At 68.3% G+C, this 20,615-nt stretch carries 17 protein-coding genes; 8 read left to right on the top strand and 9 right to left on the bottom strand.

Annotated elements, in window-relative coordinates:
- Nucleotides 1-4 precede the first annotated feature (4 nt).
- The 3 genes from kdsA to J2Y70_RS06990 all read right to left on the bottom strand — a co-directional run bounded on the left by kdsA (nt 5) and on the right by J2Y70_RS06990 (nt 3,065).
- Nucleotides 5-835, bottom strand: a complete 831-nt coding sequence (kdsA, locus tag J2Y70_RS07000) for a 3-deoxy-8-phosphooctulonate synthase (RefSeq protein ID WP_309915144.1) — start codon at nt 833-835, stop codon at nt 5-7.
- A 172-nt stretch (nt 836-1,007) separates the two neighbouring features.
- Entirely contained in the window at nt 1,008-2,672 is a 1,665-nt protein-coding gene (locus J2Y70_RS06995; protein ID WP_309915141.1) for a CTP synthase, read from the bottom strand.
- Nucleotides 2,673-2,810: 138 nt separating this feature from the next.
- On the bottom strand, nt 2,811-3,065 hold the full coding sequence (locus J2Y70_RS06990; protein ID WP_185826391.1) for a hypothetical protein: 255 nt from the start codon (nt 3,063-3,065) through the stop codon (nt 2,811-2,813).
- Nucleotides 3,066-3,233: 168 nt separating this feature from the next.
- On the opposite strand from J2Y70_RS06990, the gene parE reads away from it, so the two are divergent.
- The 4 genes from parE to J2Y70_RS06970 all read left to right on the top strand — a co-directional run bounded on the left by parE (nt 3,234) and on the right by J2Y70_RS06970 (nt 9,960).
- Entirely contained in the window at nt 3,234-5,123 is a 1,890-nt protein-coding gene (gene parE / locus J2Y70_RS06985; RefSeq protein ID WP_309915137.1) for a DNA topoisomerase IV subunit B, read from the top strand.
- Nucleotides 5,124-5,778: 655 nt separating this feature from the next.
- Complete coding sequence (locus J2Y70_RS06980) at nt 5,779-6,717, top strand: hypothetical protein (protein ID WP_309915134.1); 939 nt, start codon at nt 5,779-5,781, stop codon at nt 6,715-6,717.
- A 52-nt stretch (nt 6,718-6,769) separates the two neighbouring features.
- Nucleotides 6,770-8,347 (top strand): hypothetical protein, encoded by a 1,578-nt coding sequence (locus J2Y70_RS06975; protein WP_309915131.1) that lies wholly within the window; start codon nt 6,770-6,772, stop codon nt 8,345-8,347.
- 89 nt (nt 8,348-8,436) lie between these two features.
- A complete protein-coding gene (locus J2Y70_RS06970) occupies nt 8,437-9,960 on the top strand; it encodes a hypothetical protein (RefSeq protein WP_309915128.1) in 1,524 nt (507 codons plus the stop codon).
- Here the strand turns inward: J2Y70_RS06970 and J2Y70_RS06965 are convergent.
- The gene (locus J2Y70_RS06965; RefSeq protein WP_309915126.1) at nt 9,905-10,789 is read right to left on the bottom strand and encodes a CDP-diacylglycerol diphosphatase; all 885 of its coding nucleotides are present in this window, start codon (nt 10,787-10,789) and stop codon (nt 9,905-9,907) included. The two genes, J2Y70_RS06970 and J2Y70_RS06965, sit on opposite strands and share 56 nt — an antisense overlap.
- Before the next feature lie 227 nt (nt 10,790-11,016).
- Between J2Y70_RS06965 and J2Y70_RS06960 the strand changes: the two genes are divergently transcribed.
- The gene (locus J2Y70_RS06960) at nt 11,017-12,471 is read left to right on the top strand and encodes a S10 family peptidase (protein ID WP_309916221.1); all 1,455 of its coding nucleotides are present in this window, start codon (nt 11,017-11,019) and stop codon (nt 12,469-12,471) included.
- Nucleotides 12,472-12,564: 93 nt separating this feature from the next.
- On the opposite strand, the gene J2Y70_RS06955 is transcribed toward J2Y70_RS06960, so the two are convergent.
- Both J2Y70_RS06955 and J2Y70_RS06950 read right to left on the bottom strand, forming a co-directional pair.
- Nucleotides 12,565-13,689 carry an inorganic phosphate transporter gene (locus J2Y70_RS06955; RefSeq protein WP_309915122.1) on the bottom strand — a complete coding sequence of 375 codons (1,125 nt, stop codon included), beginning with the start codon at nt 13,687-13,689 and terminating at the stop codon, nt 12,565-12,567.
- A 97-nt stretch (nt 13,690-13,786) separates the two neighbouring features.
- Nucleotides 13,787-14,416 carry a DUF47 domain-containing protein gene (locus J2Y70_RS06950; RefSeq protein WP_263398064.1) on the bottom strand — a complete coding sequence of 210 codons (630 nt, stop codon included), beginning with the start codon at nt 14,414-14,416 and terminating at the stop codon, nt 13,787-13,789.
- A 251-nt stretch (nt 14,417-14,667) separates the two neighbouring features.
- Between J2Y70_RS06950 and J2Y70_RS06945 the strand changes: the two genes are divergently transcribed.
- Complete coding sequence (locus J2Y70_RS06945; RefSeq protein ID WP_309915115.1) at nt 14,668-16,011, top strand: hemolysin family protein; 1,344 nt, start codon at nt 14,668-14,670, stop codon at nt 16,009-16,011.
- Nucleotides 15,995-16,645 carry an exopolysaccharide biosynthesis protein gene (locus J2Y70_RS06940; RefSeq protein WP_309915112.1) on the top strand — a complete coding sequence of 217 codons (651 nt, stop codon included), beginning with the start codon at nt 15,995-15,997 and terminating at the stop codon, nt 16,643-16,645. Before J2Y70_RS06945 ends, J2Y70_RS06940 begins: the two co-directional genes overlap by 17 nt.
- Nucleotides 16,646-16,892: 247 nt before the next feature.
- Here J2Y70_RS06940 and J2Y70_RS06935 read toward each other — a convergent pair whose 3' ends face one another.
- Both J2Y70_RS06935 and J2Y70_RS06930 read right to left on the bottom strand, forming a co-directional pair.
- Nucleotides 16,893-17,057, bottom strand: coding sequence for a hypothetical protein (locus J2Y70_RS06935; RefSeq protein ID WP_309915110.1), 165 nt, complete (start codon nt 17,055-17,057; stop codon nt 16,893-16,895).
- 194 nt (nt 17,058-17,251) lie between these two features.
- Nucleotides 17,252-18,247 (bottom strand): LLM class flavin-dependent oxidoreductase, encoded by a 996-nt coding sequence (locus tag J2Y70_RS06930; protein ID WP_309915107.1) that lies wholly within the window; start codon nt 18,245-18,247, stop codon nt 17,252-17,254.
- A 367-nt stretch (nt 18,248-18,614) separates the two neighbouring features.
- On the opposite strand from J2Y70_RS06930, the gene J2Y70_RS06925 reads away from it, so the two are divergent.
- A complete protein-coding gene (locus J2Y70_RS06925) occupies nt 18,615-19,421 on the top strand; it encodes an SDR family oxidoreductase (RefSeq protein WP_309915104.1) in 807 nt (268 codons plus the stop codon).
- A 324-nt stretch (nt 19,422-19,745) separates the two neighbouring features.
- On the opposite strand, the gene J2Y70_RS06920 is transcribed toward J2Y70_RS06925, so the two are convergent.
- Nucleotides 19,746-20,501: a sulfurtransferase gene (locus J2Y70_RS06920; RefSeq protein WP_309915101.1), complete on the bottom strand. Its 756-nt coding sequence runs from the start codon at nt 20,499-20,501 to the stop codon at nt 19,746-19,748.
- Nucleotides 20,502-20,615: the final 114 nt, after the last annotated feature.

Genomic DNA, 20,615 nt, shown 5'->3' with positions numbered 1-20,615 from the left:
GACGTCATGCGAAGCGCGCGAACCCGTGCTTCTTGGTTACCGTGTCCAGTTCCATCAGCGTTTCGAGCAGCTCTTCCATACGGTCCAGCGGCCAGGCGTTGGGGCCGTCGGACAGGGCCTTGGACGGGTCCGGATGGGTCTCGGCGAACAGGCCGGAGATGCCCACCGCCACTGCGGCACGCGCCAGCACCGGCACGAATTCGCGCTGGCCGCCGGAGCTGCTGCCCTGCCCGCCCGGCAACTGCACCGAATGGGTGGCGTCGAACACCACCGGGCAACCGGTGTCGCGCATCACGCTGAGCGAGCGCATGTCGCTGACCAGGTTGTTGTAGCCGAAGCTGGCGCCGCGTTCGCAGACCATGATCTGCTCGTTGCCGGTCGACTTGGCCTTGTCCACCACCGGCTTCATGTCCCACGGCGCGAGGAACTGGCCCTTCTTGATGTTGACCGGCTTGCCGGCGGCGCAGACGTTCCTGATGAAGTCGGTCTGGCGCACCAGGAAGGCCGGCGTCTGCAGCACGTCGACCACCGCCGCCACTTCGTGCATCGGCGTGTACTCGTGCACGTCGGTCAGCACCGGCACGCCGATCTGCTTCTTCACCGCTTCCAGCACCTTCAGCCCTTCTTCCAGGCCGGGGCCGCGGAAGCTGGTGCCGGAGGTGCGGTTGGCCTTGTCGAAGCTCGACTTGAAGATGAAGTTGATCCCCAGCCTGCCGGTGATCTCCTTGAGCTTGCCGGCCACGTCCAACTGCAGCTGCATCGACTCGATCACGCACGGGCCGGCGATCAGGAACAGCGGCTGGTCAAGGCCGACTTCGAAGTCACACAGTTTCATCAGGTCACCTATTGATTTGAGCCCCTCTCCCGGCGGCGACCGAAGGAAGTCCCGTGGGAGAGAGAGGTTGGGGTGAGGGTACGGGCGAAGCCTCGTGGAATTTGGGTACGCGAGGCTTCGCCCGGACCCTCATCCGGCGCTTCGCGCCACCTTCTCCCGATGGGAGAAGGAATTACGCCCGCGCTTCCTTAAGCAACTTGCCGCCGGCCTTCTTCTCGCGCGCCGCGCGCACAAAGCCGATGAACAGCGGGTGGCCATCGCGCGGGGTGGACAGGAACTCCGGGTGCGCCTGGCAGGCCAGGAACCACGGGTGGGTCTCGCGCGGCAGCTCGACCATCTCCACCAGCGTGTCGTCCATCGACTTGGCCGAGACCACCAGGCCGGCGTCCTCCAACTGCGTGCGGTAGCGGTTGTTGAACTCGTAGCGGTGGCGATGGCGCTCGGACACCACGTCCTTGGCGTAGAGCTCGCGCGCCAGCGTGCCCGGCTTGAGCCGCTGTTCCTGCAGGCCCAGGCGCATGGTGCCGCCGAGGTCGGACTTCTCGTCGCGCTTCTCGACGTCGCCGGTGGCGGTGCGCCATTCGGTGATCAGGCCGATGACCGGGTACGGCGACTGGCGGTCGTTCTCGGTGCTGTTAGCGCCGTCCAGGCCGGCGACATGGCGCGCGTAGTCGACCACCGCGGCCTGCATGCCGTAGCAGATGCCGAAGTACGGCACGCCGTGCTCGCGCGCATAGCGCGAAGTCAACACCTTGCCTTCGAAACCGCGGTCGCCGAAGCCGCCGGGGACCAGGATACCGTCCACGTCGGCCAGCGCCGACAGGTCGCTGCCTTCCAGCTCCTGCGCCTCCAGCCATTTCAAGGTGACCTTGGTGCGCTGGCGCAGGCCGCCATGCTTGAGCGCCTCGCCGACCGACTTGTACGCGTCCTGGTGGTCGACGTACTTGCCGACCACGGCGATGGTGACCTCGTCGAGCGGATGCTTGGTCGCGTCGACCACCGCTTCCCATTCGGACAGGTTGGCCGGGCCGACCTTGTCGCGCAGCTTGAACTGGTCGATGACGATCTCGTCCAGGCCCTGGCGGTGCAGTTCCAGCGGCATGCCGTAGAGCACGTCGATGTCGGCGGCGCTGATCACCGCGCGCTCGGAGACGTTGGTGAACAGCGCGATCTTGCGCCGCTCCGAATCCGGGATCGCCTTCTCCGAGCGGCACAGCAGCACGTCGGGCTGGATGCCGATCGAGCGCAGTTCCTTGACCGAATGCTGGGTCGGCTTGGTCTTCAGTTCGCCGGCGGCGGCGATGTACGGCACCAGGGTGAGATGCATGAACATCGCCCGTTCCGCACCGCGCTCGGTGCGCACCTGGCGGATCGCCTCCAGGAACGGAAGCGATTCGATGTCGCCGACGGTGCCGCCGATCTCCACCAGGGCCACGTCGAAACCGGCGGTGGCTTCGTCGACGCAGCGGCGGATCTCGTCGGTGATGTGCGGGATCACCTGCACGGTGGCGCCGAGATAGTCGCCGCGGCGCTCCTTGCGGATCACGTTCTCGTAGATGCGGCCGGTGGTGACCGAATTCTTGCGCGACAGGCGGGTGCGCACGAAGCGCTCGTAGTGGCCCAGGTCCAGGTCGGTTTCGGCGCCGTCGTCGGTGACATACACCTCGCCGTGCTGGAACGGGCTCATCGTGCCCGGGTCGACGTTGATGTAGGGGTCCAGCTTCATCATCGTGACCGACAGGCCACGTGCTTCGAGGATGGACGCAAGCGAAGCGGCCGCGATGCCCTTGCCAAGCGAGGACACTACGCCGCCGGTAACGAAGATCAGGGGGGTCATGGCTCTAAGGCCTCCCGGAAAGCCATAGTTTAACGGGTGAAGCCGATTTGCCCAAGCGCTTTCGGACGAATCGACCGCACATAAAGAAAAACGCCCCGGCGGCAACCGGGGCGTCGCAAGGCAAAACAGGGCGCGCGATCAGGGCTTGCGCGCTTCCTCTTCTTCCTCTTTCTTCGGCGCGGCCGCGTCCTTGCCGGCCTTGTGCTCGGCCGCTGCGGCGGCGCGGCGCTTGGCCTTGGCGTCGGCTTCGGCCTTTTCCTTCGCGACCTGCGCCTCGTAGGCGGCAGCGCCGGAGGTGGCCGGATCGGGGCTCTGCGCCTGGGCCATCGCCACCGGGATGGCCACCGCGGCGGCGACCAGCGCGGCCAGGGTCAACAGCTTGCGAACGTTCATGGCGTACTCCTTGGGTGAGGCTGCAACGACAATGGGGATGCCGCCGCGGTTTTTCCAGAGCCAGGCTAGCCCATCGCCACGGCACCGGCCCTGAACACCGGCGACGTGCAAAAAACCGCCGCAGACCGCACACTTTCCGAATCTGCTTCGCGCCACCTGTTGAGACGCATGAATACCCGCTACAACGCTGCCGACATCGAAGTTCTCTCTGGCCTGGACCCGGTCAAGCGCCGGCCGGGCATGTACACCGACACCGCCCGCCCCAACCACCTGGCCCAGGAAGTCATCGACAACGCGGTGGACGAGGCGCTGGCCGGCCACGCCCGGCACATCGAGGTGACCCTGTTCAAGGACGGCAGCTGCGAAGTGTCCGACGACGGCCGCGGCATGCCGGTGGACATCCATCCGGAGGAGAAGATTTCCGGCGTCGAGCTGATCCTGACCCGGCTGCATGCGGGCGGCAAGTTCAACGACCGCAACTACACCTTCAGCGGCGGCCTGCACGGCGTCGGCGTCAGCGTGGTCAATGCGCTGTCGAAGAAGGTGGAGCTGTTCATCAAGCGCGACGGCAACGAATACCGGATGGAATTCGCCGACGGCTTCCCTGCGTCCAAGCTGGAGATCGTCGGCAGCGTCGGCAAGAAGAACACCGGCACGCGCCTGCGCTTCTGGGCCGACCCCAAGTATTTCGACACGCCCAAGTTCGCGGTGCGCGCGCTGCGCCACCTGCTGCGCGCCAAGGCGGTGCTGTGCCCCGGGCTGACCGTGAAGCTGCACGACGAGGCGACCGGCGAGCAGGACACCTGGTATTTCGAGGACGGCCTGCGCGATTACCTCAAGGGCGAGCTGGCCGAGCGCGAGCTGCTGCCGGCCGACCTGTTCGTCGGCAACCTGAAGAAGGACCGCGAGATCGTCGACTGGGCGGTGGCCTGGGTCGCCGACGGCGAGCTGGTGCAGGAAAGCTACGTCAACCTGATCCCGACCGCGCAGCACGGCACCCACGTCAACGGCCTGCGCAGCGGTTTCACCGACGCGCTGCGCGAGTTCTGCGACTTCCGCAACCTGCTGCCGCGCGGCGTCAAGCTGGCGCCGGAAGACGTGTGGGACCGGGTCACCTTCGTGCTGTCGCTGAAGATGACCGACCCGCAGTTCAGCGGCCAGACCAAGGAACGCCTGTCCTCGCGCCAGGCCGCCGGCTTCATCGAAGGCGCCGCGCACGACGCCTTCAGCCTGTGGCTGAACCAGAACGTGGAAACCGGCACGCGCATCGCGCAGATCGCGATCGACCGCGCCAGCGCGCGGCTGAAGACCGAAAAGCAGATCACCCGCAAGAAGGTCACCTCCGGCCCCGCCCTGCCCGGCAAGCTGGCCGACTGCATCAGCCAGGACCTGTCGCGCACCGAGCTGTTCCTGGTGGAAGGCGACTCGGCCGGCGGCAGCGCCAAGCAGGCGCGCGACAAGGACTTCCAGGCGATCCTGCCGCTGCGCGGCAAGATCCTCAACACCTGGGAAGTGGCCTCCGGCAGCGTGCTGGCCTCCGAGGAAGTGCACAACCTGGCGATCGCGATCGGCTGCGACCCGGGCAAGGACGACATCAGCGGGCTGCGCTACGGCAAGGTGGTGATCCTGGCCGACGCCGACTCCGACGGGCTGCACATCGCCACCCTGCTGACCGCGCTGTTCCTGCGCCACTTCCCCGCGCTGGTCGATGCCGGCCACGTGTTCGTGGCGATGCCGCCGCTGTTCCGCGTGGACGTGGGCAAGCAGGTGTTCTACGCGCTGGACGAGGAAGAGAAGCGCTCGCTGCTGGAGAAGATCGCGCGCGAGAAGCTCAAGGGCCAGCTCAGCGTGACCCGCTTCAAGGGACTGGGCGAAATGAACCCGCAGCAGCTGCGCGAATCGACCATCCATCCGGACACACGGCGGTTGGTGCAGCTGACCGTCGACGCAGGCGACGAGACCGCCTCGCTGATGGACATGCTGCTGGCCAAGAAGCGCGCCGGCGACCGCAAGCAGTGGCTGGAAAGCAAGGGCGACCTGGCTTCGCTGGAGGTCTGAGGCGTTTCGTCGGGATCGATGCTTCGGGATCCGGTGCGGTCGCCCGCTTCTTGCGACCCGCTGCTTGATCGCCGCTCGATGATCCGCGACCGCGATGCAATAGCGACAGGTATTGCATTGCGCGCCTGGCCTCATTGCAGTCGGGACTGAAGTCCCTCCCACAGTGCACCGGCTACACGACGAAGCACTGCAGGAGCGACTTCAGTCACACCATGCGATGCCGAAAGGCGGTGCTGCTGCAATATCGGTTGAACCCATCCAGCCAACCGCATGCCGAGCCGCCCTTTGTGGAGCGACTCCAGTCGCGACGAGCGAGCGGTAACCGCCGCGTCCTACTACATGGCTTCGGGGCCGAAGCCCTCCCACGGCAGCCGACACGCGCCTTGCTGTCGGCGAAAACGCAATGGCCCCGCCGTTGCGCTTGCATGCATCGATCAGGCGCATCAGCTCGCATTGCCTGCGCACACGCAAAGAATGGCTCGCGCGCGGCATGCGCGTACGTGATCGCAGCGCAAAGCGGCCACGCTCGGCAACACCTCCGGCCTCAAAAAATTTCGCACAGGACTGTCCGCTTTTTTTCGCATGCGGCGTTGTTGATGGGGTGGCCCGCATTGCGCCGGCCGCACCAGGAATCAACCACGAAAAGGAAGCCATCATGGGCTACAGCTCCGACACCCCGGCGTTCGACGATCTCGACCAACTCGACGCCTTGCTCACCGACACCCGCGCCAACGATACCCGCAGCGTCTCCGACATCGACGAAGCGCGCGATGTCATCGCCACCTTCCGCGACACCGACGGCAGCGGTTCCTGGAATGGACTGGATCGCACCGACGTGGCCGACCGCCTGCTCGACCTGGTCAACAACCCGCGTCTGATCCGCCAGGGCGCCTTGAACCTGTGCGGGCCGGCATCGCTGCTGCTGATGTGGGCCAGCCGCGATCCGCTCGGATTCGCCAACTTCGCCACCACGCTGTATGACGACGGCAGTGCCGATCTGGGCGATCTCTCCATCGCCCCCATGGACACGCTGCTGGCGCAGGACTACGGCAGCCTGAGCACCGGCACCTTCGGCGCGGACTGGATGCTGCTCAGCGCGATCCGCAACACCGACCAGCCGTTCTGGCAGAGCAGTTGGGTCGGCGATCCGGAGCAGCAGCTGGCCGCGCTGACCAGACCGGAAGAACTGGCAAGCTGGCTGCGCGCCACCGGCATCTATGCGCAGGTCAGCGACGAGGGCAACTGGGCCGCGCCGGCCGGTATCCCGCACGCCACCGGCATCGAGTTCCGCGAAGGCCGCGACGTATCGCTGCTGATCAACACCAATCTGCTGCACGACGCCCGGCGCAGTGCGGCGTCGATCGACGAGCGGTTTCTGCTGAACCTGTTCCCCAACCACTACATCGTCGGGCTCAACAACATCACCGTGGCGGTGATGGACGGCCCGCAGAACGATGACGGCACGCTCAAGTTCCACAAGGACGACGTGCTGCTTTCAATCTGGTCGTGGGGCGAGAACAGCGTCGACCTGGCGGTGCCGCAGCAGTCGTTCGTCGACAACTACTACGGCGCGGTGATCGCCGATCTTCCGTGAACTCCAGGGCGGCGGGAACGCCGCCCATCTTCCTATCGCAAGGAGCACTTTCATGCCACTCGTCACTCCCGACGTCATGCTCAACTCGGTCATGGGCAAGGTCTACAACGTCCTCACCAACGGCGACGATACCGTCCCCAAATCCGAGGACAATTTCTTCAGCTGGGCCACGCCCGGCATTCCGCTGCAGCCCGAGGACGTGCGCTTCATGAAGCAGGGCCTCACCGGCGTGGTGCGCAAGGCCGCGCTGGAGGAAACGCGGACGGCCCAGCCCGATGGCAGCACCACCGCACCGGAAATGACCCCTGCACAACTTGAAGAGTACAAAGGCAGCGATGCAGGGCAACTGATCCTACAGGCAGAAAATTTCGCACGTCTGGTCGACTTCGTGCCCGACTTGGCCGCCAACGTCAACAACCAGTTCGCCGCACTGAGCGTGATGAACAACGAAGGCACATTGTCCGAGCGCTACGACTACATCCTGCGCATGAGCCAGGTCATGCACAACGAGCTGCCGGATGACATCAAGAAGAAGATCGAGAAGTTCCGCGGCCTGCTGCAGACAACAACCAAGAAAAAGAACCTGATCGACGACAGCGAGGTCGAGGTCACCGAGCCAAGCCCGCTGGTCAAGGCCTACAACGAGAAGATGGTCGACTACATGAGCGCGGCGCTGGAATACAACAATCAGCGCATCGACGCCCTGGCTGCGTCCACGCAGCGCGCAGTGCAGAACTGGGCGATCAACGCCAACATCCTGCGCAACAAGGTCAAGGCGGCGATGTCCGACTGGGTGTCCAACGGCTACAAGAACGACTACGAGCAGATCGCCGCGTTCATCGACCAGGTGATGCAGCGCGACATGGCCCTGCTCAAGCAGCAGTACCGTGACGACCTGGAAAAGGCACGGTTGACCGGCGGCCCGTCCGGCAGCGACTTCTTCTACAGCTCGGTGGTGCCGGGCAACTTCATGGACAACGCCGGCTGGACCGAATTCGGCTTCAGCTCCGCCGATTACAACAACTCCAGCAACTCCAGCTATGCGATGCGCCGCTCCAGCACCAGCGCCGGCGGCGGGTTTCTGGGCATCTTTGCCGGCGGCGGCAAGGCCAGCAGCGCCAGCGGCGAAAGCCAGTCGCACGTGCAGTTCGATTCTGAGCACTTCAGCATGAAGTTCAGCATCGCGCAGATGCCGATCGTGCGGCCCTGGTTCAAGACCGCGTTCCTGATGAGCAAGAGCTGGCGCATGGACCAGAACAACCCCGAGGCCAAGGGCCAGTTCGCCTCCGACGGCGCGACCCCGGCCAAGGGCCTGCTGCCGGCCTACCCGACCTCGCTGATCCTGGTCCGCGACCTCACCTTGTGCTTCGCCAAGTCCTCCGGCTTCAGCGACATGGCCGAGTCCTGGCAGCGCTCCTCCGCCAGCGGCGGCGGCGTGTTCTCGTTCGGTCCGTTCCATATGGGCGGTTCGCACGGGCGCAGCTCGGCCAGCGGCGAGCGCTCCAGCCAGGGGCACTACGACCGCGAAAGCCAGACGATGAAGGTCGACGGCACCCAGATCATCGGCTTCAAGTGCCACGTGTTCCCGAAGTCGCCGGATCCGCTGCCCAGCATCACCGACTGGATCTGAGCGGCGCCGCGTCGCAGTGGCGGGCGGCCGAACGGCCGCCTGCCGCCTTGCGCACGCCCGATGTTCCCTTCTTCAAGGAATCGCCTGCAATGGACGCAGCCGCCCAACTGGCCTTGATGGCCAAGGCCGAACACGTATTCGGCAGCGACGACACCGACCTCAGCTTCCCGGTCACGCCGTTGGCGTTCGCGCCTGCAGCGCTGGACCTGCTCGGCGACGGCACGATGCAGCACCTGATCGAATTTTCGTTGCTGGCCAACCGTATCCCCGAAGGCCCTGCCTGGAGCGGCGACAGCCAGACGCTGCTGTGGGACATCTACGCGCAGGTGCTGCGCGAAGCCGAATTCGCCCAGTCCACCCGCAGCGCGCAGGAAGAGGCCGACTACCAGGCCGCATCGGCGGTGCTGTACCGGCAGGACGAGGACGGCCGGCGCCTGCCGACCGACGCCGCGCTCGCCTACCGCAGCTATCGCGATCGCTACCTGCTGCTGCAGCAGGACTACCTGGGGCAGCAGGCCACCGCCACCGCTGGCGACGCGGCGCAGGTGCAGGCCTGGCACGACCTGCAGCAGCCTGCCCTGCAACGCGGGCTGGACGATGCCCTGGCCGACTGGGCGGCGCTAGGCTACCGCGATGCGGTCGAACAGGCGCAGGCCCAGGTCAGCGGGCTCGGCGCAAAATCACCGTGGCAGACGCTCAGCGAATGGAAAGGGCGCTGCAATCCCGACATGGACACGCTGACCCGCGCCAGCGACCAGTTGCAGGTGTACCCGACCAGCTATGCGCCCGGAAACGCACTGGAGGAAGGGTCCTGGCGCCGCTTCGAACTCAGCGGCGCGGAAATCGATGCGGCGCTGGCCGAGGCGCCGGCAGAGATGCGCGCACGACTGGGCGCCGGCGGCGACGCGGGCATCGCCTCACTGCGCTTCGAGTTCAGTTCGGCGGCGCTGATCCGCCCCTGGTTCAGCGCGGACGCCTTCGCGGCACGCTTCTGGCGCTTCGCCGATGCCAACCGGCAACTCAGCGACGGCCAGTCTCCTGCGCAAGGCCTGTGCACCGCCTATCCGGTGGCCGTGGTGTTCGCGCGCGACATCCAGGTGCAGCGCAAGCCGAGCGCGCCGGCACCGACGGCGCCCAACGCCGCGCTGGGGTTCGACCCGATGCTGCTGCGGCAGCTGCGGTTGAGCCCGACCCGGATCGCCCGGCCGCGGCTGCTGCCGCGCGTGCCGGAGGGGCCGATCGGGATTCGCCGGCGGCCGGCGATCATGATTGCGCCGCGCGGCACCCCGGAGATGGCGGCGCCGGCCGCCGCCGCGACGCTGCGCATGCCGCTGCGTCCCGTCGCCGCACCGACGCTGCGGCCGCGCATCGCGATCGGGCGGCCGGCACCGGTCGCGGCGCAGCCGGTGGCCGCGCAGGCGACGTTGCGGCGCTTGCGCCTGGATGCGTATGCGCGCGACCTGCGCGTCGCCGAGGTCGCCCCTGTGGCTCCCACGGCGCCGGCCGTGCCCGCGCAGGCAGCGGCGCCACGCGACGACAACATCTACATCCTGGCCTTCATCTGCCGGCCGTTGCCGCGCTGCCCGGATCCGGATCCGGCGCTGGCCTGGTAGGCCCCATCGCGGCGCCGGCGCGCGGTGCCAGCGCGGTGCAGCCGTGATCCTGCAGTTCCTCCGCGCCGCCGCCGCCATCGCCCTGGTCCGCCTCCCCGGCCAGCAACAGGAACCCGGGGCGGCCGTCCCCGAAACGCGCCCCGACCACCGCCAGCGTCTGCCGCGCCATGGCCTGCGGCGTCGGCAGGCTGACCGCCAGCAACGCCAACGGGCGCGCGTCGAGGTCCGCGCCGTCCAGGCGCATCGCGCGATAGACATGGCCATGCAGGCGCTGCGGCAACGGCGCCCAATCCGGCCCGATCCGCGCCTGCAACGTGTCCAACTGTGCGCGCACCTGCGGATCCAGGCAATCGATGTGCACGTGCAACTGGTCCTGCGAGCGCGCGACCGGCGCATTGATCGCCAGGCTGGCGTAGGTGCGCGGCAATGGCCGGCGCAGCGCCCGCTCGACCCGCGACCGCGCCTGCCAGGCGAGCGCCAGCCAGTTCGGCGCGGTCGCGGCCCGCGCGCGCGGGTCTTCGATGCCGCTGACCGGCACTGTCGGGATCAACAGGTATTGAGAGGCGCCGCGCAGGTCCTTCATCAGCGCGTAGCGTTGTCCGCGTTGCGGATGCACCTCGCTGCATGGCGCCGGATCGCGGCCGGCGCGCGCGGCCGGCAGGCACTGCGTGTCCAGCAGCCGCCACAGTCGCTGGCGATCATGCGCATGCGGATCCTGTGCGGCCGGCGAGCCGGGCGACACGAGTGGCGCGGGCGGCGGCGGCGTGGCGCAGCCGACCAGCAGCAACAGCGGCAACGCGGCCTGTGGCCACGAGCGAGCGGCGAACATGACGACCGACCGGGCAGCGCGAACGACGGCGGCGATTGTAGCCGGCGCCGATGACGCTTCGCGCCGAGGCCGGCACGCACGTCGGCGACCCGCCTCGACCATGCCTTTGTGCACATCCGCCCGCGCCTCGGCGCGGCCTAGCATGCCGCCTTCCCTTCTGCCGAGCGCCCACCGTGCCGACCCTGTCCAAGCCCCTGCTGGCCGCGCTGTTGCTGGCCGTCCTGCCGATGACCGCTGCACTGGCCGCCGATGCCGACAAGACCGACAAAACGGACAAGGCCGACAGCGCCGAGCAAGCCAAGCCGGCCGCGCTGCCGGCCGATGCGAAGGTGCGCCAGGTCACCCGCGTCGACGGCAAGTCGCTCAGCTACACCGCCACGGTCGGCACGCTGCCGGTGAAGGACGCGCAGGGCAAGGTCGTCGCCGATGTGGTGTTCACCGCCTACACCGTGGACGGCAAGGACCGGCCGGTCACCTTCGCCTTGAACGGCGGCCCCGGCGCCGCGTCGGTCTACCTCAACCTGGGCGCGATCGGGCCGAAGGTGGTCGCCTTCGGCAGCGAGGGCGACAGCGCCTCGGCGCCGGCGACGCTGCACGACAACCCCGGCACCTGGCTGGATTTCACCGACCTGGTGTTCATCGACCCGGTCGGTACCGGCTTCAGCCGTTCGCGGATCGGCGACGAGGAGGCCAAGAAACAGTTCTACAACCCGCAGGCCGACGTCGAGTACCTGTCGCGCACGATCTACGACTGGCTGCTGAAGAACCAGCGCCTGCAGTCGCGCAAGTACCTGGTCGGCGAAAGCTACGGCGGTTTCCGCGGCCCACGCATCACCCATTACCTGCAGACCCAGTTGGGCGTGGCGATGAACGGCGTGGTGCTGGTCTCGCCGTACCTCAACCCGACCCTGGACGACAACGGTGACGTGTCGCCGCTGGCGTGGATGCTGACCCTGCCCTCGATCGCCGCGGCGCACCTGGAGCGCGAGCAGCGGCTGACCCCGGAAGCGATGCGCCAGGTGATCGACTACACCCGCGGCGACTACGTCACCGCGCTGCTGCGCGGGCGTTCGGACGCGGCCGGCAGCGAACGCATGGTCCAGCAGGTGGCGGCGATGACCGGACTGGACCCGGTGTACGTGCGCCGCGCCGGCGGCCGCCTGGAAACCCAGGCCTACCTGCGCGAGGTGTTCCGCGACAAGGGCCAGCTCGGCAGCCGCTACGACTCCAACGTGACCGCGTTCGATCCGTTCCCGAACGCGCCGGAGCAGCGCGCCAACGATCCGCTGCTGGACAGCATCATCGCCCCGACCACCACCGCGATGGTCGACTTCGTGACCCGCGTGGTCGGCTGGAAGGTCGATGCGCGCTACCAGGCGCTGAACTACGGCGTGAACAAGCTGTGGGACTGGAACGACGAACTGCGCAAGGGTTCGGTGACCGAGCTGCGCCAGGCGGTGGCGATCGACCCCAAGCTGCGGGTGCTGATCGTGCACGGCTGGAACGACCTGTCGTGCCCGTTCATGGGCTCGGTGCTGACCGTGGACCAGATGCCGGTGATGGGCAACGACCCGACCCGCGTGCAGGTCAAGAACTACCCCGGCGGCCACATGTTCTACAACCGCGCCGACAGCCAGCGCGCGTTGCGCGGGGATGTGCTGGCGATGTATCGCGCTAATTGAGTCGGGACTGGGGACCGGGGACCAGGGACCCGGAAAAGCGGGTTCCCGGCTTCGCTCTTCCGGGTCCCCGGTCCCTGGTCCCCGGTCCCGGCTTCACCCCGCCCAACCAAACAGCGCGAACATCCGGAAAATCAGATACGCCACGCCGGCGGCCGCCGGAATCGTCAGGATCCAGGCCCAGACGATGCGCTCGATCACGCCGAAGCGCAGCGAGCGCGGGTTCTTGGCGAAGCCCACGCCCATGATCGCGGTGGAGATGCTGTGGGTGGTGGACACCGGCATGCCGAAGTGCGCGGCCAGGGTCAGGATCGTCGCCGAGCTGGTCTCCGCGGCGAAGCCGTGGATCGGGTGCAGCTTGACCATCTTGTGGCCCAGCGTCTTGATGATCTTCCAGCCGCCCGAGGCGGTGCCGGCGGCCATCACCACCGCGCAGGTCAGCACGATCCAGGTGGCGATGCCCTGGCCCTGGCTGGCGGCCGGGTGCAGGAACGCCAGCCACCCCGGCAGGTCGTCCAGCGCGCCGGTGCTCTGCGCGCCGACCAGGGTCATGGCGATGATGCCCATGGTCTTCTGCGCGTCGTTGTGGCCGTGCGCGTAGCCCATGTACGCGGCCGAGGCGATCTGCGCCTTGCCGAAGAAGGCGTTGACCCAGCGCGGCCGCGCCAGCCGGCCGATGCGCCCGCCGACCTTGGACAGGCCGGCGATCAGCGCCCACAGCAGCAGCATCACCGCGATGCCGAGCAGGAAGCCGGCGATCGGCGAGGTGATCATCGGCACGAACACCTTCCACAGCAGGCCCTTGTTCTTGGCCCAGTCGCCCACGTTCTGCGACCAGATCAGCGCGCCCCAGTTGTTATGCGCCGCGGCCAGGCCGGCGCCGCACAGGCCGCCGATCAAGGCGTGCGAGGACGAGGACGGCAGGCCCTTCCACCACGTGATCAGGTTCCAGACGATGCCGCCGAGCAGCGCGCACAGGATCACCTGCGGGGTGACCGTCACCACGTCGGTGTTGAGCAGGCCCGAGGCGATGGTCATCGCCACCGCAGTGCCGGTCAGCGCGCCGACCAGGTTCATGCCGGCGGCCAGGGTCACCGCCCAGCCGGGGCTGAGCACCTTGGTCGCGACCACCGTGGCGATGGAGTTGGCGGTGTCGTGGAAGCCGTTGATGAACTCGAACACCAACGCGGCCAGGATCACGATCAGGACCAGCGTCAGCATCGTGCGCTCCTCGCGCCGGCGGCAGCGCCGAAGGCCGACGTCGCGGCGGCGGGCATGGCGGCACGGCCGCGCATGCAGCGGATCCGGACCGTGCCCATTACGAGTTCTTCAGCACGATCTGGTAGACCACCACGCCGGCCTCGCGGCAGCGGTCGATGGCCTTCTCCAGGATCTCGAAGAACTCCTTGAGCAGGAACATCTGCAGGTTGTCCAGGCGCCCGGAGTAGATGTCGCGGTACAGCTCCAGCATCAGCCGGTCGGCCTCGTTCTCCAGCGAGCGCAGCTTGTCGTTGAGCGCGCTCATCCGGTCCAGGTGCATGTTGCGCAGGTCGTGGACCATCTCCACCACCACCGCCGCGGCCTGCTCCAGCATCGCCGCGCGCGGGGCGAAATCGATGTGCTCCAGGTGCTGCACCGCCAGCGAATAGCGGTCGGCGAACTTCTCCACCTGCTTGGGGATCTTGTACAGCGCCGAGCCCAGCGCCTCGATGTCCTCGCGCTCGATCGGGGTCATGAAGCTGTCGACCAGCGCCTGGCCGATCTTGTCGGACGCGGCGCGCTCGCGCAGCCGCGCCAGCTTGAAGGCGTCCAGCGCCGGCTGCCGGTCCGATGCCTGGCGCATCATCGAATGCAGTGCCTTGGTGCTGTCGTAGGCGGCCTGCGCCGCTTCGTCGAGCAGGGTGTAGAACTGCTTGCCGGAACCGAAGATGGTCTGCAACGAGAACATGAAACGCGCTTCCCGCCGTCGCGGGAGGGACGGCACCGGGGCGGAATTATGACTGTTTGCTGACAAAACGGGGTAATCCGGCGACCGGCGGCGTCGCGTCAGCGCGATGTGGACGCGGCGGCCGCTCGGGTTTGCTACCATGCCGCCGCGCCGTCGCTAGGCGCACCCTATGGACGACCACCCCAGCCCCCCTCCCCCGCGCCGCCTCGGCGCCCGTGTCCTCGCCTCCCTTGCCGCCAGGGAGCGCGCGCATGCTTGAACTGTTGATCGTGGCCGCCCTGGTGCTGCTGAACGGCTTCTTCGCGATGTCCGAGATGTCGCTGATGACCTCGCGCAAGAGCCGCCTGAAGCAGATGGCGCAGTCCAGCACGCGCTCGGCCAAGGCGCTGGCGCTGGCCGAGAACCCGGAAAACTTCCTGTCCACGGTGCAGATCGGCATCACCGCGATCGGCATCCTGACCGGCGTGTTCGGTGGCGAGGCCATCGGCGAGGCGATCGCGACCAAGCTGCAGTCGCTGTTCCCGGCGTTGTCGGCCACCTTCAGCCTGGTCGGCCAGCCGCAGCCCTACTCGGCGATGATCGGCAAGACCCTGGCGATCGTACTGATCACCTTCCTGACGCTGATCTTCGGCGAACTGGTACCTAAACGCCTGGCGCTGACGCGCTCGGAAGCCATCGCCGGATTCGTCGCGGTGCCGATGAGCTGGCTGGCCCTGATCGCCGCGCCGGCGGTGTGGGTGCTGTCGCGCTCGACCCGGCTGGTGCTGCGCGTGCTCGGCCTGGGCAACGAGCAGTCGGCGTCGGTGACCGAAGAGGAAATCCGCATGCTGGTGGCCGAAAGCCACGAAGCCGGCGTGATCGACGCCCACGAGCGCGACATGATGAACCGGGTCATGCGCCTGGGCGACCGCACCGCCGACAGCCTGATGACGCCGCGCAACCGCATCGCCTGGCTCGACGCCAATGCCGAGGCCGAGCGCAATTTCCAGACCATGCGCGAGCACGAGTTCTCGCGCTACCCGGTGTACCGCGGCAGCGACCAGGACATCGCCGGCGTGCTGGAAGTGAAATCGCTGGTCACGCGCATGGACGGCAACGCCACCCAGCTGTTCCAGAGCCTGCGCGACGCCCTGTTCGTGTCCGAATCCACCCACGCGATGAAGCTGCTGGAGATCTTCCGCGAGGAACAGCAGTCGATGGCGCTGGTGGTGGACGAGTACGGCGAGATCCAGGGCCTGGTGACCATCAGCGACCTGATGGGCGCGGTGGTCGGGCGCCTGCAGTCGGTGGACAACGCCGACGAGGACGCGCTGGTGGTCACCCGCGCCGACGGCTCGCTGCTGATCGACGGCTCGCTGGCGATCGAGGATCTGCGCGAACTGCTCGGCGGCGCCGAGCTGCCCAACGCCGAGGAAGGCGACTACAACACCCTGGCCGGGCTGTGCATCTACTACTTCGGCCGCATCCCGCATGCCGGCGAGTTCTTCGACTGGGCCGGCTGGCGCATCGAGGTCGTCGACCTGGACGGCGCGCGCGTGGACAAGCTGCTGCTGAGCAAGCTGCAGGACGAGAACAGCGATGACATCACCGGGTGACACGCCCGGCGCGGAGGCCGCCGACGGCTACCGCGCCGAAGGCATTCGCACCCTGCTCGACACCTTCATCCTCGGCGATCCGGACGAGCAGCTGCGGCTGCGGGTGATCCTGGCCGACCTGCAGCAAAGCGCGTTCGGCATGTTCCTGTTCGTGGCGATCCTGCCGGCGTTCCTGCCGGTGCCGGGCCTGGCCGGCGGCATCAGCGGGGCGCTGGTGACGCTGATCGGCGTGCAGATGCTGATCGGCCTGCGCAAGCCCTGGCTGCCGCGCTTCATCGGCGAACGCGGCCCGCGCCGGCGCACCATGCAGCGCTTCGTCGGCCGCATCGCGCCCTGGCTGCGACGGCTGGACAAGCTGCTCAAGCCGCGCCTGCCGGTGCTGGTCGAGTCGCCGCCGGCACGCGCCTTCAGCGGCCTGCTGCTGGTGGTGCTGGGGATCCTGCTGTCGCTGCCGATCCCGTTCACCAACTACGCCTTCGGCGCGATGCTGCTGCTGTTTTCGCTGGCGCTGCTGGAACGCGACGGCGGGCTGATGCTGGTCTCGTGGCTGGGCGGCATCGCGGTGGCGGTCGGCCTGGGCCTGGCCTCGGACCAGGTGGTCGACCTGACCCGCGAGTGGATGCACAAGCTGTAGCCCGAGGCGCGCCGTCATAACAGCTCGCGTCGCTTCGCGGACGACCTTGCAGAGTTTTCGCCTGTATCGTTCGATGGCCCGCTGAAGCGATTCGGATAGGCCGCGCCACGTTTGAACAGACACGGGCGGCGGCGCCATCGGTGACTGCGACATGCGCACCCTCGCGCTCGCTCCCGCACACGGTCCAGGCGCCGCATGGCCTGCCAAATCGCGTCAGCGAATGCGCGTATGAGCGGCCGCGTCTCTCTCAGTCGGAACTCGGCGACTCTGCGAACACCTGCATCCGCGACGGCAGCGCAGCCCGGGCGCCGTGCGTGTCGCGCTGCAGATGTTCCAGATGCAGCGCGAGCTGCTGCAATGCGGCCTCCAGGCCGCAGCCGCGCGCTGCCGGCGGCTGGTAATCGGATTCCATGTGTCGCCCCCTGTCGCGATCCCCGTCTGCGTGCCAGGACATGGCGCGCCGTCCGATCTGATCCCAGGCGCAAGCAAGACGAAGTGAAAACCGGCGACGTGGCGCGACTTGTCTACGCCGCGCGCCGCAGCGGCAGCGGCGCAGCCATGCCGGTCGCGAACGCGGCTGTGCGAGGCTGCGGCGTCGAGCAGTGCCTACGCGGCCGCGGCCTGTGCCCAGGCCGCGGCAGCGATTTCGAACGAGCGCAGCCGCGCCGCGTGGTCGTAGATGTTGGCGGTCAGCAGCAGTTCGTCCGGCCGGTGGCGGGCGACGAAGTCGGCCATGCCGCGTGCGACCTCGGCCGGGTCGCCGAGCACGGTGCAGGCCAGCGCGCGCTCCACGCCCAGCTTCTCGTGCGGCTGCCAGAACGCCTCGATGTCGTCGATCGGCGGCGGGATCAGGCCCGGACGGCCGCGACGCAGGTTGACGAAGCTCTGCTGCTGGGTGGTGAACAGGCGCCGCGCGGCGGCGCTGGAATCGGCGCCGACCACGTTCAGCGCCAGCACCGCGTACGGATCGCGCAGCCGCGCCGATGGCCGGAACTCGCGCCGGTAGACCGCCAACGCCTCGTCCATCGCATCCGGGGCGAAGTGCGAGGCGAACGCGAACGGCAGCCCCAGCGTCGCCGCCAGGCGCGCGCTGAACAGGCTGGAGCCGAGCAGCCACACCGGCACCTCGATGCCCGCACCAGGCACCGCGCGCACCAGTTGGCCGGGTTCGGCCGGTTCGAAATAGCGCAGCAGCTCGGCGACGTCGTGCGGGAACTGGTCGGCGCTGTCGAAATAGCGGCGCAAGGCACGCGCCGTGGCCTGATCGGTGCCGGGCGCGCGGCCCAGGCCCAGGTCGATGCGTCCCGGATACAGCGAGGCCAGCGTGCCGAACTGCTCGGCCACCTGCAGCGGCGCGTGGTTGGGCAGCATGATGCCGCCGGCGCCGACCCGGATCCGGCGCGTGCCGCCGGCCACATGCCCGATCAACACCGCGGTGGCGGCGCTGGCGATGCCGGGCATGTTGTGGTGCTCGGCCAGCCAATAGCGGTGATAGCCCCATTGCTCGGCGTGCTGCGCCAGGTCCAGCATGTTGGCGAAGGCCTGGGTGGTGTCGCTGCCTTCGCAGACCGGGGCGAGATCGAGGACGGAGATCGGCATCATGGAGCGTGTTCCTGCAAGACGATCCGCCAGAACTGGGGGCGCTGGACGCCGATTGCAGCGGCCGGCGCCGGAACGCTGATTTGCGGTGGCGGCGGTAGCGGACCTGGACAGCATGTCTGCGCTGGGGCGGCGATAGGCGGCCGTACCCTCACCCCAACCCCTCTCCCGGGGGGAGAGGGGCTCAAGCATGCGCTTCCCTTCCCCCACCGGGACCATGGCCCCCTTTTGGGGGAAGGTGCCCCGAAGGGGCGGATGAGGGTACGGGCGCCCCGCTATCTGTCGTCACTACGCGCGGACGCGCAACGGCAACGCCGACTGCACGGCCGCCTGGCTACGCTAGCCGCCTTCCGCCCTGCCGGTATCCGCCATGTCCCTGATCCCTCCCCCATCCGCCGCTCCCGCCCTGCCGCTGCGCGACCGCGTGGTGCTGGTCACCGGCGGCGCGCAGGGCATCGGCCGCGGCGTGGTGCAGGCGGTGCTCGGCGCCGGCGGCCGGGTTGCGTTCGGCGACCTGGACGTCGAGGCCGGGCGCGCCTGCCTGGCCGAACTGGACGCCGGCGAGCGCGCGCTGTTCCGGCGCCTGGACGTGGCCGCCGAGGCCGGCGTACGCCGCTTCGTCGACGCCGCGCTGACGCGGTTCGGCCGCATCGACGGCCTGGTCAACAACGCCGGCATCGCCGATCCGCATACCGGCCCGCTGGAGCGCCTGTCGCTGCGCGAATGGAACCGGCGCCTGGGCGCCAGCCTGGGCGGCGCCTTCCTGTGCAGCAAGCATGCCCTGGCGGCACTGCGCGAGAGCGAGGGCGGCGGTACGATCGTCAACATCGCCTCGACCCGCGCCTACCAGTCCGAACCCGACAGCGAGGCCTACGCGGCGGCGAAAGGCGGACTGCTCGCCTTCACCCACGCGCTGGCGATCAGTGCCGGGCCGGCGGTGCGGGTCAACTGCATCAGCCCGGGCTGGATCGCCACCGACGCCTGGCGCAAGCCGAGCGCGCGGCGCAAGCCGGCGCTGTCGCGGCAGGACCATGCGCAGCACCCGGCCGGCCGCGTCGGCACGCCGCATGACATCGGCGCGCTGGCGGTGTACCTGTTGTCGAACGCTGCCGGATTCGTCACCGGCCAGGACTTCGTGGTCGATGGCGGGATGACGCGCAAGATGCAGTACGCCTGACGGCGTCGGGATTGGGGATTCGGGAATTGGGGATTCGTTAAAGCGGCTGCTGCCTGACCTGAGGGGCCGAGTGCGCCATCGCGCCACTGGCTTCCTGCTCCTGGAGAACACTACGGCTCGGAGCGCTGACCGGGCGCTTGCCAGGCCAGACCCGTTTTACGGGCTTCGTCGCTGAGGATTGGGGATTCGCTAGAGAGGATTCCTTTGAGGCGCTGATATGACGCGGCGACAACCCAGCTTGCAGAGCGCAAATTTTTGGTCAGTCGCGTGGCAGACCGCCTTTGCCAATCCCCAATCCCGGCTCCCCAATCCCTGCCGCGGCAATCAATCGCTCACCGGCGCCGCGAAATCCACCAGCGGCTGCAGCTGCGGGTCCAGCGCCACGCGTTCGTCGAACACGAAGCAGCGGCCGTCGTAGCCCTCGCCGCCCACTTCCTCGAAGTAGCCGAGGATGCCGCCGTCCAGCTGCAGCACGTTGTCCATGCCGTCGGCGCGCATCCACAGCGCCGCCTTCTCGCAGCGGATGCCGCCGGTGCAGAAACTGACCACGGTGGCGTCGGCCAGCTCGGCGCGATGCGGCGCCAGCGCCTCCGGCAGATCCGTGAACTTGACGATCGGCAGGGTCAGCGCGCCGGCGAAGCTGCCGTACGCCACTTCCTGCGCATTGCGCGTGTCCAGCAGCACCACGCGCCGACCGGCGTCGTCGTGGCCCTGGCGCAGCCAGCGCTGCAGCGTCGCCGGCGCCACCGCCGGCGCGCGCGCGGCGGCCAGCGGCGAGGCGGCATCGCGGCGGAAGCTGATGATCTCCGGCTTGACCTTGGTCTTCAGCCGCGCGAACGGCTGCTGCGCGCTGCTGCTGGTCTTGACCCGCAGCGCGGCGAAGCGCGGGTCGGCACGCAGCTGCGCGTAGAACGCGTCGATCGCCTGCGGCGCGCCGGCCAGGAACAGGTTGATGCCCTCGCCCGCGACCAGGATGGTGCCGCGCAACGCCCCGGCCTGCGCCCGCTCCTGCAATTGCGCGGCGAGCGCGTCGGGATCGGCGATGGCGACGAAGTGGTAGGCGGCGGTATTGGCGATCATCGGCGCATTTTAGCCTGCGGCGCACCGGCGAAGCCGCCGTCGCGAGCACCGGGTCTCCGCGTTCGCGTGCGAACTAAGGAGAACGAGGGAACGCAGGATGAGGCGCCGACCGAC

Source organism: Xanthomonas sp. 1678 (assembly GCF_031455575.1).
In the GTDB taxonomy this organism is placed as follows: Bacteria; Pseudomonadota; Gammaproteobacteria; order Xanthomonadales; family Xanthomonadaceae; genus Xanthomonas_A.
Note: the sequence above shows the minus strand (reverse complement) of the source record. Positions and strands in the feature narration are given on the sequence as shown.